Below are 15,191 nucleotides of genomic sequence, written 5' to 3'. Positions count from 1 at the left end.
GGTGCTCGGCGCCGGAGGACGCACATGCTGATGGTCACGGACCTGCTCGCGGACTGCCTCCACGGTGAGGCGGCCCAGCAGCTCGCCGGGCTTCCGCTCGACGTGGACGCGGCCCAACTCCCGTGGGCCCGAAGGGCGTTCCTCGCTGGCGGCCTGGCCGCAGCGCGGGACCGGTCGACCGCGGCCTCCTGGGTGCAGTTCAACCTCGCGCCGGAAGCGGATCACCGGCCCCCGGTGTACGACTGGCTGAACACGGTGGCCCGCGAGCTGCTCGCCGCCGGCCGGGCGCACAACTTCTTCTTCATGCACAAGGAGCCCGGCCTGCGGGTCCGGTTCGAGGCGCCGGATGGTGAAGTCGCCGCGCTACGCGTGGAGTTGGCACGGCGGATTGCCGAACGGGGCGGATGGCGACTGCCCCCGCTGGGCGTGGTGTACGAGCCCGAGCAGTACCTCTTCGGTGGGCATGCGTCGATGGGGCATGTGCACCGCCTGTTCACCGTGGACTCGTTGGCCTGGCTGGACCACCATGCCCGCCGTCCCGGCCCGCGGGGGGAGGCCGCGGCCTGGCGGGTGTCGCTGCTGCTATTGCGGGAGGTGTTCTCGGGGCTCGGAGTGGTGGGTTGGGAGCATCGAGGCGTGTGGGAGGCGGTGCGCGAGGACACCGGGCGCCGGCTCCCCGACGGCGCCCATGGCGAGGAAGTCGGGGGCGGGGCACGGGCGGGGTGGCGGCGCGCCGCCGAGGGGATCCGGCTGTTCTGGGAGCGGTCCGGGGAGGAGATGCTCGCGTCGTTCCCGGACGAGGAACGGGAGTTGCTTGCCGAGCGGGCGGCGGCCACGGGCGAGGCGGCACGGCGGTGGCGGACCGGCTATTTCGAGTCGGGCGCCGCCACCACCGGCCCGCGGCGCGCCGCCGCCTTCGCCGTGATCTTCCACTGGAACCGCGCGCGGATGTCGTACGCCCGGCAGTGCCTGCTGGCCGAGGCGCTCGCCGGGGACGAGGTGACGCGATGATCCGCCGGCCGCCGGACGCCGTGGGAGACCGGCCCCTGGTAGGCGACGCGCCCCCCGCCGAAACCCTGGGTGGGACCGCGCTGTTGCGGCTCGCCGGGCTGCCGGGAGAGATGTGGGCCTCGGCCGGCAACGCCCCGCTGTTCGCGCACGCCGCGGACCTGGCGGACGAGGGCGAGCGCCAGGCGGCCCGGGCCGGGGCGTTGGGGGAACGGCTCGGCGCGGCCGTCGTCCCGGCCCCGGAGCTGCCCGCCGCCGCCCGCGGGGCGGTGCTCGCGCTCCGCCGCCGACTGCATGCTGGCTTCGCCCCGGGGTCCGCCGACGACGCCGTACTGGCGACGGTGGCCGCCGTCGCTCCACAACTCGCCTGTGAACTCGTCGAGTTGGGTGAGGCGGCGAAGCGGCTGGGGGTCGCCCGGGACCGGCTCGTCGCGGGGGTGGCCGCCGAGCGCGAACGGGTCGGCCGGTTGGCGCTCGACCTGCTGCACGTCGATCCCGTGCTGCGGAACCACCTCGCCGCCACCGCGCCCCGGATCGCCGCGGACTTCGAGCGGCGCGCCGCGGCGGGCGAACCCTGGCACGGCAAACGGCTGCGCAAGTACAGCGGTTATGTGTGGCGGGTGGTCGCCCGGGCGGCCGCCAAGACCACTCCGCGGGGCTGGCTGGGGCAGTTGGCCGCCGTGCCGGCCGGGGCTCCGGGCGGTCCGGCTGCCGGGTGGGGCGACTCCCGGCCGGGCGCGCCCGGCGCCCCAACCTCCGGCGCCGCCACCCTCGTTGGCCCGTTCCTCGAACCGTCCGTGCGGGCCGGCGCGTTCGCCACCACCGCCATGGAGAACGTCCATCTGCTGTGGGAGCGGCTACGGACCGCCGAACCGGTCGCCCTCGGCCCCGCCACGCACCTCGCGTTGACGCCGCTGCACTCCCCGATGCCCACCGGCCTGTTGCGCTGCGCGGTCGTCGACACCGGCCCGCACTGCACGCGCCTGCGCCGGGTCGAACTGCGCCGCACGCCGGTCCTCGACCTGGTCCTGGCGGCGCTGGCGGCCGGCCCGCGCCCGCTCGCCGAGATCGAGGCGCTGCTGACCGTGCGGTTGCGTCCCGCGGCGGACGGCGCGCAGGGCGACGCCCACCGACGGGCCGTCGCCGCGCTCCGCGGACTCCTCGCCCATCTCCTCCAGTTGGGCGTCCTCCAGCGCTGCGCCGCTCCCCGATTGCGGCACCCGGCCTGGACCCCGGCCGCGCTCCTCCGCACCGCCGACGACGATCCCAGAACCCCGGCGAACGGTAACCGCCGCCACCCCGCGCACCCGCCCTACCAAGGCGCACAAGACGCCCAAGTCGGCCAAGAAGCCACCTGGTTCGTCGACTCCTACCGTGCCGTGGACACCGCCCTCGACCCGGTAGCCCTCGCCCGCATCACCCGCGGCCTGCGGTTCGCCACCCGCCTGTCCGCGCTCCGTTCCGCCGACCGCCCCCAGGCAGAGGCGGCCGACCCCAACTGGCAGCCGCCCGCCGAGGCGTTGGGCGTCGGCCCCACCCCGCGATCGGTCGCCGACCTGCTGACCGCGACCTCCGACGACCCCGCGGAACCGACCGAGCCCACGGGAGACCCGGCTACCGGCCACGCCACCCGCCGCCGTTACACGGGCTGGCACCCCGCCCAGAGCGCCGACTCCGGATACGCCCGCCTGCTCGCCCATCTCGCCGCCCGCCTCGACGAGGAGCGGATCGACCTGGACGACGCGTTGCTGGACGCGTGGGACGCCCCGGCCGCCGAACCGCCGCTGCTCGCGGACTGGCCGGCGGACTGTCTGGTGCGCCCGCTGACCACGGCCGGGCCGGTCGCCGTCCTGGAATCGGTCTCCCCGGCCGGGGTGCTCGACGCCCGGTTCGCCGAGGCACTGCACGGCCTGCACGCCGCCCGGAACGGGTCCCCGGATCCCGTCACCCACGGCGGCTACCCCAACCCGGCCGCCTACCGCGCCTTCCTCACCACCGTCGAACGGGCCGCGGGCGTCCGCTTCGTCGAAGTGTTGGTGCCTCCGTTGGCCGCCCGAGCCGCCAACGCCGTACGCCGCCCCGTACTGACGAACTGGTGCACCGGAGACCCGAACCTCGCGATGTACTACGGGAGTTGTGGGGGAGCGGGGGTGGTCGGCGGGCCCGGCGGCGTCCCTCCCGTCCGGCACCTCCCGCTCGACCGCATCACCCTCCGCTCCGAGGGCGGCGGGTTCGTCGCCGAGGCGGGCGGGGTGCGGATCCTCCCCGTGCACCATGCGACCCGGACCCCCGCCCCGCCCTACGACCGGCTCACCCGGCTGCTGATGACGGCCACGCACCCGGCCGCCCGGCACATGGTCCAACTTGGCGGCCTGATCGGTGCGTTCCCTGCGGCCGGGCGGGTGCCCCGATTGTCGGTCGGCGGGGATCTGGTGGTCAGTCCGGCCCAATGGCGGGTACGGGGCGGCGAGTTCTGGCCGACGGACGCGCCGGAGGCGGACAAGGTGACCGCGTTGGCCGCGCTCCGCCGCGCGCGCCGGCTGCCCCGCTTCTGCTTCGCCCGCACGACACCCGCCGGCAAGCCCGTACCGGTGGACCTGGCGGCGCTGCCGGCCCTGCGGACGTTGGAACGGCTGCGGGCCGCGGCTCCGGACGGCGCGCTGATCGTCGAGGAGGCCCTGCCGGAGCCCGGTCGCTCGCCGGTCCGCGACGCCGTGCACCACGGCGCGCCGGTCGCCGCGCAACTGCACCTCAGGGTGCCGTACGACGCCCGTCCCGAGGAGTTGGCGGCCCGCGCCGCCGCGCCGCTGCGCGACTGGCTGGCCGCGCCATCGCCTCGTTCGAGGCCACAGACGTCCCCGGACGCCCGCTCGGGCGGGCAGTCACCGGGGCGGAACGGAACGCCGAGTCAAGGAGGACAACCATGCCCACGACCATCGAACTGACCGACCTGGACGACCTCATCGGTGACCTGGACGCCCGGATCACCGAGTCCGAACTGCCCAGCGCCCAGGGCCTCACGCTGCTGTGCTCGGACGCCGACTGTGGGTCGGGCTACTGCTCCTGGCACTACTGCTCCGGGTGGGGCTGCTGACGAGGCGCACCCCCAGTGACGGGACGGCGACGCTGCACCGATCTCCCGTCAACAGGGCCATGCCACAGACTGGTTGATCGAGTCGCCCGGTGGTGGATCCACCGGGCGACTCTCCCTCCGGAGGGTGCCAGACACCATGCACAACCACCCCATCGCGGGCTCCGCCACCGCGTCGCAGGACGCGTCCGCCGGCCGCCCGACGCCCCCGACCAGACCGATCGGCTCGACCCGCCCGGCCCGGCCCTTCGGGCCGGAGGCGGGTTGGCGGACGCACGCGCTGCAGGACGCGGTGTGGCTGCTCGACCGGTGGTCCGAACGGACGGCCGCCGGCCAGGCACCGCCCTCCGGAAGCGACCATCCGTCGGACCCGGGAGTCCCGGTCCTCGCCCATCTGCTGGCCGGCACCACCGAGGTTCCCGCCGCGACGGCCGTGGCCGCCCGCGCCACCGTGCTGTGGGCCCGCGGGGCCGGGCGCGGGATGAGTCATCCGGGGCTCTACGACGGTGGACTGGCCGGCACCCTGGTCGGACTGCGCCAGGCAGCCACCCTCCACCCCGCGCTGCATCCGGTCGCCGACCGCCTGGCCGGCCGACTCCTCGAACGGGCCTCGACCGAGGCGGCGCGCGCCAACCACGGCGCGGTCACCTTCCGCGACTACGACCTCATCCTCGGCCCCGCCGGCACGCTGCTCGCCATGAGCGCCGCGGCCCCCGGCCGGCCCGACCACCCCGACGGCGCCGGCCCGCACCACCCCCAGGCACTGGCCCGCCTGGGCCGGTGCCTGGCCGCCCTGTGCGCCACCGCGGAACTCGACGGCCTGCGCACGCACTACCCCGGGCACCCCCAACTGGGTTGGCTGCACGGCCGAATCAACACCGGTATGGGACACGGCGCCGCCGGCGTGCTGACCGCCCTCACCGCGGCCGTCCGCCAGGCGGGCCGGGCAGACCCGTCAGGTGCCGAGGGACCGGAGGACGCATCGAGAGGCGCGCCGGAAGACCTGCCGGAACTGGTCGCGGCGCTGCGGCGGGTGAGCCGTTGGCTGCGGCGACAGGCGTTCGTCGATGCGCGGGGCGTCCGTTCCTGGGACGGTGCGGGCCTGGACGCCGTCCCGCCCGGCGGGGCCCGCCGCAGACAGGCGTGGTGTTACGGCACCCCCGGCGTGGCCTGGGCGCTGTGGGACGCCGCGGACGCCTGCGGCGACCAGGACGACCGGGAGTTCGCCGCCGCGGCCTTCGACAGTCTCGTCGCCGGCTACGACGAGGAGTTCCACCTCTTCGGTGACCACCTCGGCGACCGCCTGGGCCTGTGCCATGGCGCCGCCGGGGTCCTGGCGGTCGCCGACGCGCTGCACCGCCACGCCCAACTCCCCTCCGCCACCGCGCTGCGCGCGCGACTGCTGGTGCACCTGGACCGGCGGCGGTTGCAGACCCGGGCGCTCGGCGAGGAGCGCACGGCCCTGCTCGGCGGCGCCTGCGGCACCCTGAGCGTGGTCCTCACCGCGACTGCGACCGGCACCAACGGCCGTGGCTGGCTCCCGTGCCTCGGCCTGCGCTGACCGCGCCCTGCGGAACCGCGCGGCCCGCGAGCCGCACCGTTCACCCGACCGTAACCGCACAAGTAAGTGGGCGTTAACCCGACCATGAGTGATGTGAATGACCGCCTTCTGAGCCTCGTCGACGGTGTGGTGGATCTGGACGAGGAACGGCTTCCGCTGCTGACCGTGCGGGAGGCCCGGGCCGCGATCGAGCTGTTGCGCCTGTTGGCCGCGGGAAACGGCGAAGGAGCGCACGCCGCACGGCACTTGGCGCGCAATCTGGTGCGCCGGCTGCCGACCGAGACGGTCTGGGGCGCCCCGTCGCATGAGCTGGCGGAGTAGGGGCCGGACCAGAAGTGTCCGCCCCATAGGTGCCGGCGCACGTGCGTGTCGTACTCCTTGCGCAGAAGCCGGGCGGAGACGCCCTTGAGGGAGTTGACCAGCTTGGAGAGTTGGACCTTCGGCGGGTTGCGCGAGCAGGTGGACGTGAAGGTCTTCGCCGTTGAACTGTTTCCACTCGGCCTCGGAGTCCTCGCACACTTCCCGCATGGTCTCTTCGTAGCGTGTCAGCGTGGCGTCCGTCATGGCCTTTCGCCGGTGCTTTGTGGCGAAGAGCACGTGAACGTGCAGGTTGTAGACGACGTGGTGCCCGGTGCGTATACCGAGATTTGGTTTCCAGCGTGGTGACGTGAACCACGTATGTATGGTGATCGTTGTGCGGCTCAGATACGGGTTCCGTCTGTCCCCGAGCGTCGGTCAGCGTGCCGTGCTGGCAAGGGCGTTCGGGTGCGCTCGGGTGGTCTTCAACGACGCGCTTCGCGTCCGTGCGGACGCCCGCGCCGCCGGGCTGCCGTTCGCCCCCACCACGGTGACCGTGATCAAGGACTCGGCCAGTCGTCACTTCGCGTCGTTCGTGGTCGAGACCGGCCCGGAAGAAGTCCTGCCGCCCCTCACACCGCAGGTCGGTATAGACCCTGGGCCGGGGCACTTCGCCGTCCTGTCCGAAGGCCGGAAGATCGACAACCCGCGCTTCCTACGCCGGGCCGAGAAGTAGCTCAAGAAGGCTCAGCGCGCCCTCTTTCGCAAGGAGAAAGGCAGCGCCAACCGGAACAAGGCCCGGCTTCGCGTCGCCCGCGCTCACGCACGGGTGGCCGATGCACGGCGCGAGTTTCACCACCAGCTCTCCATCGAACTGATCCGCGAAAACCAAGCCATCGCGGTGGCAGACCTGGCGGTCAAAGGACTCGCCCGCACACGCCTGGCCAAGTCCGTGCACGACGCCGGATGGCCGCAGTTCGTGACCATGCTCGCATACAAGGCCAGCCGGTACGGGCGCACCTTCGTGCGCATCGGGCGATTCGAGCCGACCTCTCGGGTCTGCTCGGCCTGCGGCGTCAAGGACGGCCCCAAGCCCTCGCACATCCGCGAATGGACGTGCCAGGAGTGCGGGACCGTCCTGGACCGAGACATCAACGCGGCGATTAACGTTGCCAAGGCGGCCGGACTGGCCGTGACAGCCCGTGGAGCGCAGGTAAGAACGGTCTGCGTACCGGCACAGCGCGATGAAGCAGGAACCCACCCGAAGCCGCACCCGACAACGGCGCGGCAGGCGGGAATCGCCCTCCTTGAGGTGGGCGACGACGTCAACGCACCTGCCTGGCGGCCTTCGCGGACGGGCCATACCACGTGGCCATGTCCATCGGTGAGTTGGACCCCGCCGCGTTTTGGGGCCCATACCGCCGTCGTTCGACGTCCGTGCGCGGTTCCCGCAGCCTGCGGTGCTCCGGCGGGCCACCGCCTTCGTCTCGCACACCGGCATGAACTCCACGATGGAGGCGCTGTATTACGGCGTCGGCCTGATCGCCGTGCCGCAGATGCCGGAACAGGCGGCCAACGCCGGGCGGGTGGTGGAACTCGGCCTCGGCGAGCGGCTCGACGCGCGCACGGTGACGGCCGAGTCGCTGCGCGCCGCGGTCGCCCGGGTCGCCACCGACCCCGCGGTCCGCGAGAACCTCGCCCGGATGCGCAAGGTCGTGCGGGAGAGCGGCGGCGCGGCGCGCGGCGCGGACGTGGTCGAGGAGTACCTGCGCCGAGCGGATACGTAGGGGCGTGGTGGCGCCGCCCGGTGCCGCCGGCGTCGAACGGTGAGTCGGCCCGCCCCGTTCCCGGGGCGGGCCGGTCGGCTCAGGGCGTGGGGGTGGCGGACCCCGGGTCGGGTTCGGGCTCGGAGTCGCTGAGCATGCCGGTGCGGAGCGTGCTCAGGGTGCTCTTGAGCAGCCGCGAGACGTGCATCTGGGACACGCCCAGTTCCGCTCCTATCTCGGACTGGGTCATCTCCCGGCCGAAGCGGAGCTCTATGATCCGGCGCTCCCGGGGCGCCAGTTGACGCAACAGCGGCGCGAGGGTGTGCAGGTCCTCGACGGTCGCCAGGGCCGGGTCGTCGTCGCCGACGACATCGGCGAGGGTGCGGCGCGGGCCGAGCGAGTCCGGGTTGGTCGGGGTGTCCAGGGAGTCCGCGGCGTAGCCGTTGGCGGCGACCAGGCCCTCGATCACCTCCTCCTCCGGGAGGTGGAGGTGGGTCGCGAGCTCGTCCACGGACGGGTCGCGGTCCAGCCTGGCGTGCAACTGCTCCTTGGCCTTGGCGAGTTCGGTGCGCAGCTCCTGCAACCGGCGGGGGACGTGCACCGCCCAGCCGGTGTCCCGGAAGAAGCGCTTCATCTCGCCGAGGATGTACGGGACGGCGAAGGTGGAGAACTCCACTTCCCTGGCGAGGTCGAAGCGGTCGATCGCCTTGATCAGGCCGATGGTGCCGACCTGGACGATGTCCTGCATGTCGTCGCCGCGGTGGCGGTAGCGGCGGGCGACGTAGCGCACCATCGACATGTTCATCTCGATCAGGGTGTTGCGCGCGTACTGGTAGGCGCGGGTGCCCTCTTCGAGTTCCTGGAGCCGGGCGAAGAACAGCTTGGAGAGCTCGCGGGCGTCCCGGGGCGCTATGGCGGTGGGGCGGCGTATCTCCGGTAGGCCGCCGAGCTCCGCAGTGTCTACCGAAAGCGGCCTGCTGCTGATCACGACGGACATCACGCCTCCCTCCGGGCCCGACCCCCGCGGGCACCTGAGCCGCCGTCTACCCGAAGTGGACCCGAGCATGCACGGAGGGTGGCGAATTCCGTCGGGATCGGGGGGTCAGAACCGGCCAATGAGTGGCGGCTGTGGCCGGGACCGCTGCGGTCGGCGCGCTACGGTCGGCGTCGGGGCCGTAATCGGCGTCACATCAGTCGCAGCGCCACGTGGATGCCCTTGCCGGCCGCGGTGGTGGTGATGGCGACGGAGGTGGCGAGCCGGTGGACGAGGGACCAGCCGTAGCCGCCGACCCGGCCGTCGCGGGCGTCGACCGGGGCGCTGGGGCGCAGCGGGCTGGCGTCCTCGACGGTCACTTCGAGGCGTCCGCCCGTGATGCGGGCGGTGAAGCCGGTGACCCCGCCCGCGTGCCGCAGGGCGTTGGTGACCAACTCCGAAGTGATCAGCAGGGCGTCGGCCACCACGATCTCGTCGACGCTCTGGTGGCAGGCGCGCAGAAGTGCGTCGACGAGGTCACGTGCCTCTGCCGACGTGGCGGGGAGTTCCGCTGTGCAAGCCACCGTTCACCTCCCTGGCGGTGCGGATCCGACCTTGGGGAGCGTGTACCCGCGGTGGCGCGAAACGTGCATCCCCGATCCACTTTGCCACACGGGCAGGGGCGCCGAACCGCTGGCCGCCCTATGCCCGGGGCATGGGAGGCGCCTCGGCGGCCGGTGTCCGCGCGGGGCGTCGCGCCAGGTCGAGGGCGATGTCCTCGATCAGGTCCTCCTGGCCGCCGACCAGGCCGCGGGCGCCGGCCTCGACCAGCAGGCTGCGGGTGTCCAGACCGTGCCGGCGGGCGGCGTCCTCGGCGTGCCGGAGGAAGCTGGAGTAGACCCCGGCGTAGCCGAGGGAGAGGGTTTCCCGGTCGACGCGCACGGGCCGGTCCTGGAGGGGGCGGACGAGGTCGTCGGCGGCGTCCATCAGTCGGAAGGCGTCGCAGCCGTGCCGCCAGCCCATGAGGTCGGCGACGGCGATGAACGCCTCCAGGGGGCAGTTGCCGGCGCCCGCGCCCATGCCGGCGAGGGAGGCGTCGACGCGGCGGACGCCGTGCTCGACGGCGACCACGGAGTTGGCGACGCCGAGGGCGAGGTTGTGGTGGGCGTGGATGCCGATCTCGGTGTCGGCGTCCAGGACGTCGCGGTAGGCGCGGACGCGGTCGCGGACGCCGTCCATGGTGAGTCGGCCGCCGGAGTCGGTGACGTAGACGCAGTGGGCGCCGTAGGACTCCATCAGCTTGGCCTGGGTGGCGAGGGTCGCGGGGTCGGCGAGGTGCGCCATCATCAGGAATCCGGCCACGTCCATGCCCAGTTCGCGGGCGGTGGCGATGTGTTGGGCGGCGATGTCGGCCTCGGTGCAGTGGGTGGCGACGCGGACGGAGCGGACGCCGAGGGCGTGTGCGCGGCGGAGTTCGGCGAGGGTGCCGATGCCGGGCAGGAGGAGGGTGGTGAGGGTGGCGCGCCGGACGACGTCGGCGGCGGCGGCGATCCACTCCTCGTCGGGGTGCGCGCCGGGGCCGTAGTTGATGCTGGAGCCGGCCAGGCCGTCGCCGTGGGCGACCTCGATGGCGTCGACGCCGGCGGCGTCCAGCGCGGCGGCGATGGCGCGGACCTGGTCGGTGCCGTACCGGTGCCGGATGGCGTGCATCCCGTCCCGGAGGGTGACGTCCTGGACGTAGAGGGCGTGGGTCATCGGGTGGCCAGCCTTTCCGCGACCCGCAGCGCTGCGGAGGTCATGATGTCCAGGTTGCCGGCGTAGGCGGGCAAGTAGTGGGCGGCGCCCTCGACTTCGAGGAAGGTGGAGACGAGTTGCCCGGTGCCGCCGGCGAGGGTGGTGAGCGGGTCCTCCGGGCCGATCGGGCGGATCTGGACGCGTTGTTTGAGGCGGTATCCGGGGACGTAGGCGGCGACCTCGGCGGCCATGGCGTCGATGGACTCGGTGAGGGCGGCGGGGTCGGCCCGGTCGTCGACGACGCAGTGGACGGTGTCGCGCATCACCGGTGGCGGGTCGGCGGGGTTGAGGACGATGACGGCCTTGCCGCGGGCCGCGCCGCCGACCGCTTCGAGGGCGCGGGCGGTGGTCTCGGTGAACTCGTCGATGTTGGCGCGGGTGCCGGGGCCGGCGGAGCGGGCGGCGATCGAGGCGATGATCTCGGCGTAGCGGACCGGGGCGATCCGGGAGACCGCGGCGACGATCGGGACGGTGGCCTGGCCGCCGCAGGTGACCATGTTGAGGTCGGGGGCGGTGAGGTGCCGGTCGAGGTTGACCGGTGGGACGACGTAGGGGCCGAGGGCGGCCGGGGTCAGGTCGATCAGTTGCTTGCCGTGCGGGGCGAGGGCGGCGGCGTGGTGCCGGTGGGCGGCCGCGGAGGTGGCGTCCAGCACGATCGCGATCTCGTCGAAGTCGGGCCGGGCCAGCAGGCCGTCGACGCCGTCGTGGGTGGTGGGCACGCCCAGGCGGCGGGCCCGGGCCAGTCCGTCGGAGGCCGGGTCGATGCCGGCGACGGCGGCGACGGTCAGCACGTCCGAGGTCCGGAGCACCTTGATCATCAGGTCGGTGCCGATGTTGCCGGAGCCGAGGATCGCGACCTTGGTGCGGTGCGGGGCGGGGCTCATCGTGTCTGTGCCTTCGTGGTCGGCCCGGGGGCGAAGAAGCGGCGGGCGTTGCCGCCGAGGAGTGCCGCGCGGTCGGCGTCGGTCAGGCCGGTGCAGCCGCGGATGGTCGCGCCGGGCTCCTGTTCGCCGAGCGGGAAGGGGAAGTCGGTGCCGAGCATGACCCGTTCGGTGCCCATCACGTCCAGCAGCAGTCGCAGCGCCCTGGGGTCGAAGACCGCGGAGTCGACGAAGAAGCGGTCGGTGTAGGCGGAGGGCGGGTGGGGGGAGTCCTTGCGGACGATGTCGCGCTGGTGCCAGGCGTTGTCGGCCCGGCCGAGGAGGTAGGCGAAGCTGCCGCCGCCGTGGCAGAAGCACATCCGCAGCGAGCGCGGCAGTTGCTCGAAGGCGCCGGACAGGATCAGCGAGAGCAGCGAGAGTTGGGTCTCGGCGGCCATGCCGACGAGCCAGGGCAGCATGTAGCCGCGGGCCATCCGGTCCGCGCCGAGCATGTCCCAGGGGTGGACGAGGACGGGCATGTCGACGTCGGCGCAGTGGGCGAGGAAGCCCAGCAGGTCGGCGTCGTCGAGGTAGCGGGTCCCGACGTGGTTGCCGATGTGCACGCCGCGGTGGCCGGCCGCCTTGGCCCGGGTGACCATCGCGGCGGCCGACTCGGCGTGCTGCAGGGGGACTTGGCACAGCGGTAGCAGCCGGTCCGGGGCCTGCCGGCAGAAATCCAGGATGCGCTGGTTGACCAGTTCGCACCAGTCGACGGCGCGGGCCGGGTCGGCGGAGTAGCCGAAGAGCAGCGGGGTGGAGGAGACCGCCTGGACGTCGACGCCGGAGTGGTCCATGGCGGCCAACCGGGCGCCGGCGTCCCACAGTTCGGGGCGGACCGGCCGGTAGTCGTCGGGGCCGCTCATCATCATCCCGCCGCCGTCGGCCAGTTCCCGCAGCCAGGGCTCGCCGGCGCCGACCAGGATGCGGCTCTCGGCGCGGGAGATGCGCGGGAAGAGGTGGGTGTGGACGTCGATGACGGGCGCGGGGTCGGGGTGGGGGTCGGTGGCGGTCACGGGACTCCGTTTCGAAGGCCCGTGGGCGGGCCGGCCGGGGGTGCCTGGCCCGCCCACGGGGGCGTGGGGCCCCGTGGGCGGGGCGGAAGGGGGAGCGGTCTCCGGGATCAGTCGCGGGCGCGGGCCCGGGTCTGCGGCCGTTGGTGCTCGGGCCATTGCTCGCCGGGGTGGCGGGCGCCGCAGCGCGGGCAGGTGCGCTCGCCGGCGTAGAAGCCGCGGAAGACGGGCGGTAAATCGGCGACGAGGGAACGGAGTTGGAGCTCGGCGCGGTAGACCAGGTGGAAGCACTCGGTGCAGTACCACTCGAAGGCGTCCTTGCTACCCCTGGGCCGGGCGAACTCCACCACCAGCCCGATCGAGCCGGGCTCGGGGCGCTGCGGCGAGTGCCGCACGTGCGGTGGCAGCAGGAAGACGTCGCCCTCGTTGATCTGCACGTCGCGTGGGGGCTTGCCCTCCTCCTCCATGACCCGCAGGACCATGTTGCCCTTGAGCTGGTAGAAGAACTCCTCGATCGGGTCGTCGTGGAAGTCGGTGCGCTGGTTGGGGCCGCCGACGACGGTGACCATCAGGTCGCTGTCCTGCCAGACCTGGACGTTGCCGACCGGCGGCCGGAGCAGTTCGCGGTGTTCCTCGATCCACCGCTCGAAGTTGAACGGCACTCCCGACGACAGCTTGGGCAGGGTCATCCTCTCGCCCTCCTAAAGGACTCGTGGGCCGATGGCGCGGTACGCGAACCGGTCACTCCGGTCGGCCGGCCCGGCGCGGAAGATACGCGGTGCAGGCGATCTCGACGAGCAGGTGGGGGTGGGGGAGTTGGTGGACGGCGACCGTGGTACGGGCCGGGCCGGACGCGTCGAAGAACTCGGCGTAGACCTCGTTGTAGCCGCCGAAGTCGTGCATGTTGACGAGGTAGGCGGTGAGGTTGACCGCGTCGCCGAGGTCGCCACCGGCCGCCCGCAGCAGGTCGCGGAGGTTCTCGATCACCGCGCGGGTCTGCTCGCGGATGTCGACGCGGGTGACGCCGAGGTCGTCGGCCTCCGCGCCGGCGATGGTGCCGTCGGGCCGGCGGGAGCTGGTGCCGGAGACGAAGACGAAGTCGCCGGCCCGGCGCACGTGCGGGAAGCGTCCGCGGGGTGCGGCCTTGCCCTCGACCAGGATCGCGTCGCTCATGCCGTCGTCACCGCCACGCTGCCCAGGCCGGCGCCGGAGATGCGGACGTGGGCGTTGCGGGGGAGCGGGACGGCGGCGGTGGCGGCGCCGGCGAGCACCACCCAGCCCGGTTCCAGTGGGATGCCGGCCCGTTCGGCGAGGCGGGCCGCGGCGCGCAGCGAGCGCATCGGGTCGCCGAGGATCGCGGCCGACGAGCCGGTCTGGGTGAGCCGTCCCTCGATCTCCATCACCAGGCCGATGTTGGCGATGCCGCCGAGGTCGCGGGGGTCGTGCCAGGGACCGAGGCCGAAGGCCGCGGCCGAGGCGTTGTCGGCGATCACGTCGGGCAGGGTGAACGCGAAGTCGCGGTAGCGGGAGTCGAGCACCTCGTAGCCGACCGCGACGCCGGCGACCGCGGCGTCCGCCTCGGCGGCCGAGCGGACCCGGCGGCCGATCAGGAACGCGATCTCGGGCTCGATCCGCGGCTGGATCAGGCCGCTCAGGTCCAGGGTCGACTCGACCAGCATGGCGTCGGTCAGCAGCCCCCAGATGACGTCGTCGACGCCCATCTGCACCATCTTGGCGCGGCTGGTGAAGCCCATCTTGACGCCGATCAGCCGCTCGCCGCGGGCCGTCTTGCGGGCCAGGACGGCCCGTTGGACCGCGTAGGCGTCGGCCACGTCGAGCGGCCCGGCCTCGGTGAGCGGGGCGATCGCCCGCACCCGGCGCGCCGCGTCGTCGAGTGTCGTGGCGAGTTCCTGGATGTCGGTCATGCGGTGCCGCCTCCCTGGCGCGTGGCGGCCTCGTCGGCCCGTTCGTCGCGGGCGAACGCGACCCGTACGTCCCCCAGGCCCTCGATCCGGGCCTCCAGCACGTCCCCGGGGGCGGTGCTGACCATCGGGCCCAGCGCGCCGGTCAGCACGGTGTCCCCGGCCCGCAGCGGACGGCCGCACCGCACCAGGGTGTCGGCCAACCACAGTGCGGCGTTGAGGGGATGGCCCAGGCAGGCCGCGCCGGTCCCGGTGGACACCTGCTCGCCCCGGCGCTCCAGGACCATGCCGCACAGCCGCAGGTCCAGGTCGGCCAGTCGGGTCGGGCGGTTGCCGAGTACGTACATTCCGCCGGAGGCGTTGTCGGCGACGGTGTCGGTCAGCAGGATGTCCCAGTCGCGGATGCGGCTGCCGACCACCTCGATCGCGGGGAGTGCGAACGCGGTGGCGCGCAGCAGGTCGGCGACGGTGTGCCGCTCGTGGGTCAGGTCCCGCTCCAGTACGAGGGCGACCTCGGCCTCCGCGCGGGGTTGCAGCACCGCGCCGTCCGGGATCTCCGCGCCGTCCGGGACCGCCATGTCGCTGAAGAGCGTCCCGAAGTCCGGGCTGCTCACGCCGAGTTGACGCTGCACCTCGGGCGAGGTCAGGCCGATCTTGCGGCCGACGGGTCGGCGGCCGGCGGCCAACCAGGAGCGGGTCAGGCACTCCTGGACGGCGTAGGCCTCGTCCAGGCCGTCGATCAGTTCGCGTACCGGGTCGCAGGGCGTCCGGGTGGCGTGCGCGGCGAGCAGGCGCCGGGCGGCGGCGCCGACGCCGATGTCGAGGGCGGTGGACACTGTCGTCACGGCG

15 protein-coding genes and 2 pseudogenes are annotated in these 15,191 nt (G+C 73.5%); 7 read left to right on the top strand and 10 right to left on the bottom strand.

The annotated features are described in order from the left end of the window. Positions 1-24: 24 nt before the first annotated feature. The 5 genes from ACIQU6_RS22735 (at position 25) to ACIQU6_RS22715 (ending at position 5,981) form a co-directional block, all read left to right on the top strand. Positions 25-1,011 carry a thiopeptide-type bacteriocin biosynthesis protein gene (locus ACIQU6_RS22735; RefSeq protein WP_403483486.1) on the top strand — a complete coding sequence of 329 codons (987 nt, stop codon included), beginning with the start codon at positions 25-27 and terminating at the stop codon, positions 1,009-1,011. Next, a complete protein-coding gene (locus ACIQU6_RS22730; protein ID WP_403483485.1) occupies positions 1,008-3,953 on the top strand; it encodes a lantibiotic dehydratase in 2,946 nt (981 codons plus the stop codon). The genes ACIQU6_RS22735 and ACIQU6_RS22730 overlap by 4 nt, the downstream gene beginning before the upstream one ends. Continuing rightward, entirely contained in the window at positions 3,932-4,102 is a 171-nt protein-coding gene (locus ACIQU6_RS22725; protein ID WP_403483484.1) for a hypothetical protein, read from the top strand. The genes ACIQU6_RS22730 and ACIQU6_RS22725 overlap by 22 nt, the downstream gene beginning before the upstream one ends. A gap of 136 nt (positions 4,103-4,238) precedes the next feature. Continuing rightward, a complete protein-coding gene (locus tag ACIQU6_RS22720) occupies positions 4,239-5,660 on the top strand; it encodes a lanthionine synthetase LanC family protein (RefSeq protein WP_403483483.1) in 1,422 nt (473 codons plus the stop codon). 93 nt (positions 5,661-5,753) lie between these two features. After that, entirely contained in the window at positions 5,754-5,981 is a 228-nt protein-coding gene (locus tag ACIQU6_RS22715) for a hypothetical protein (protein WP_403483482.1), read from the top strand. Here the strand turns inward: ACIQU6_RS22715 and tnpA are convergent. Continuing rightward, a pseudogene (tnpA, locus tag ACIQU6_RS22710) lies at positions 5,951-6,299 on the bottom strand (IS200/IS605 family transposase); the annotation flags it as partial. The gene ACIQU6_RS22715 and the pseudogene tnpA overlap by 31 nt on opposite strands. 55 nt (positions 6,300-6,354) lie before the next feature. Here tnpA and ACIQU6_RS22705 point away from each other — a divergent pair. Both ACIQU6_RS22705 and ACIQU6_RS22700 read left to right on the top strand, forming a co-directional pair. After that, positions 6,355-7,245 (top strand): annotated as a pseudogene (locus ACIQU6_RS22705) (transposase); the annotation flags it as partial. 172 nt (positions 7,246-7,417) lie between these two features. Next, positions 7,418-7,744 (top strand): nucleotide disphospho-sugar-binding domain-containing protein, encoded by a 327-nt coding sequence (locus tag ACIQU6_RS22700; protein ID WP_403483550.1) that lies wholly within the window; start codon positions 7,418-7,420, stop codon positions 7,742-7,744. Positions 7,745-7,823: 79 nt separating this feature from the next. Here ACIQU6_RS22700 and ACIQU6_RS22695 read toward each other — a convergent pair whose 3' ends face one another. From ACIQU6_RS22695 to ACIQU6_RS22655, 9 genes are all read right to left on the bottom strand, one after another. Continuing rightward, entirely contained in the window at positions 7,824-8,720 is an 897-nt protein-coding gene (locus tag ACIQU6_RS22695) for a SigB/SigF/SigG family RNA polymerase sigma factor (protein WP_403483481.1), read from the bottom strand. A gap of 188 nt (positions 8,721-8,908) precedes the next feature. Further along, positions 8,909-9,280: an ATP-binding protein gene (locus tag ACIQU6_RS22690; RefSeq protein ID WP_403483480.1), complete on the bottom strand. Its 372-nt coding sequence runs from the start codon at positions 9,278-9,280 to the stop codon at positions 8,909-8,911. Positions 9,281-9,398: 118 nt separating this feature from the next. Continuing rightward, the gene (gene dmpG, locus ACIQU6_RS22685) at positions 9,399-10,451 is read right to left on the bottom strand and encodes a 4-hydroxy-2-oxovalerate aldolase (protein ID WP_403483479.1); all 1,053 of its coding nucleotides are present in this window, start codon (positions 10,449-10,451) and stop codon (positions 9,399-9,401) included. Next, positions 10,448-11,374: an acetaldehyde dehydrogenase (acetylating) gene (locus ACIQU6_RS22680; RefSeq protein ID WP_403483478.1), complete on the bottom strand. Its 927-nt coding sequence runs from the start codon at positions 11,372-11,374 to the stop codon at positions 10,448-10,450. Before ACIQU6_RS22680 ends, dmpG begins: the two co-directional genes overlap by 4 nt. Then, positions 11,371-12,423, bottom strand: a complete 1,053-nt coding sequence (locus ACIQU6_RS22675) for an amidohydrolase family protein (RefSeq protein WP_403483477.1) — start codon at positions 12,421-12,423, stop codon at positions 11,371-11,373. Before ACIQU6_RS22675 ends, ACIQU6_RS22680 begins: the two co-directional genes overlap by 4 nt. 107 nt (positions 12,424-12,530) lie before the next feature. Continuing rightward, the gene (locus tag ACIQU6_RS22670; protein ID WP_403483476.1) at positions 12,531-13,109 is read right to left on the bottom strand and encodes a 3-hydroxyanthranilate 3,4-dioxygenase; all 579 of its coding nucleotides are present in this window, start codon (positions 13,107-13,109) and stop codon (positions 12,531-12,533) included. Positions 13,110-13,161: 52 nt separating this feature from the next. Beyond that, the gene (locus ACIQU6_RS22665; protein WP_403483475.1) at positions 13,162-13,593 is read right to left on the bottom strand and encodes a RidA family protein; all 432 of its coding nucleotides are present in this window, start codon (positions 13,591-13,593) and stop codon (positions 13,162-13,164) included. Further along, positions 13,590-14,345 carry a 2-keto-4-pentenoate hydratase gene (locus ACIQU6_RS22660; RefSeq protein ID WP_403483474.1) on the bottom strand — a complete coding sequence of 252 codons (756 nt, stop codon included), beginning with the start codon at positions 14,343-14,345 and terminating at the stop codon, positions 13,590-13,592. The genes ACIQU6_RS22665 and ACIQU6_RS22660 overlap by 4 nt, the downstream gene beginning before the upstream one ends. After that, complete coding sequence (locus ACIQU6_RS22655) at positions 14,342-15,187, bottom strand: 2-keto-4-pentenoate hydratase (protein ID WP_403483473.1); 846 nt, start codon at positions 15,185-15,187, stop codon at positions 14,342-14,344. The genes ACIQU6_RS22660 and ACIQU6_RS22655 overlap by 4 nt, the downstream gene beginning before the upstream one ends. Positions 15,188-15,191: the final 4 nt, after the last annotated feature.

The sequence above is a fragment of the Streptomyces sp. NPDC090442 genome, assembly GCF_044769405.1.
Lineage (GTDB): Bacteria > Actinomycetota > Actinomycetes > Streptomycetales > Streptomycetaceae > Streptomyces.
This window is presented reverse-complemented; position numbering and strand designations above follow the sequence as displayed.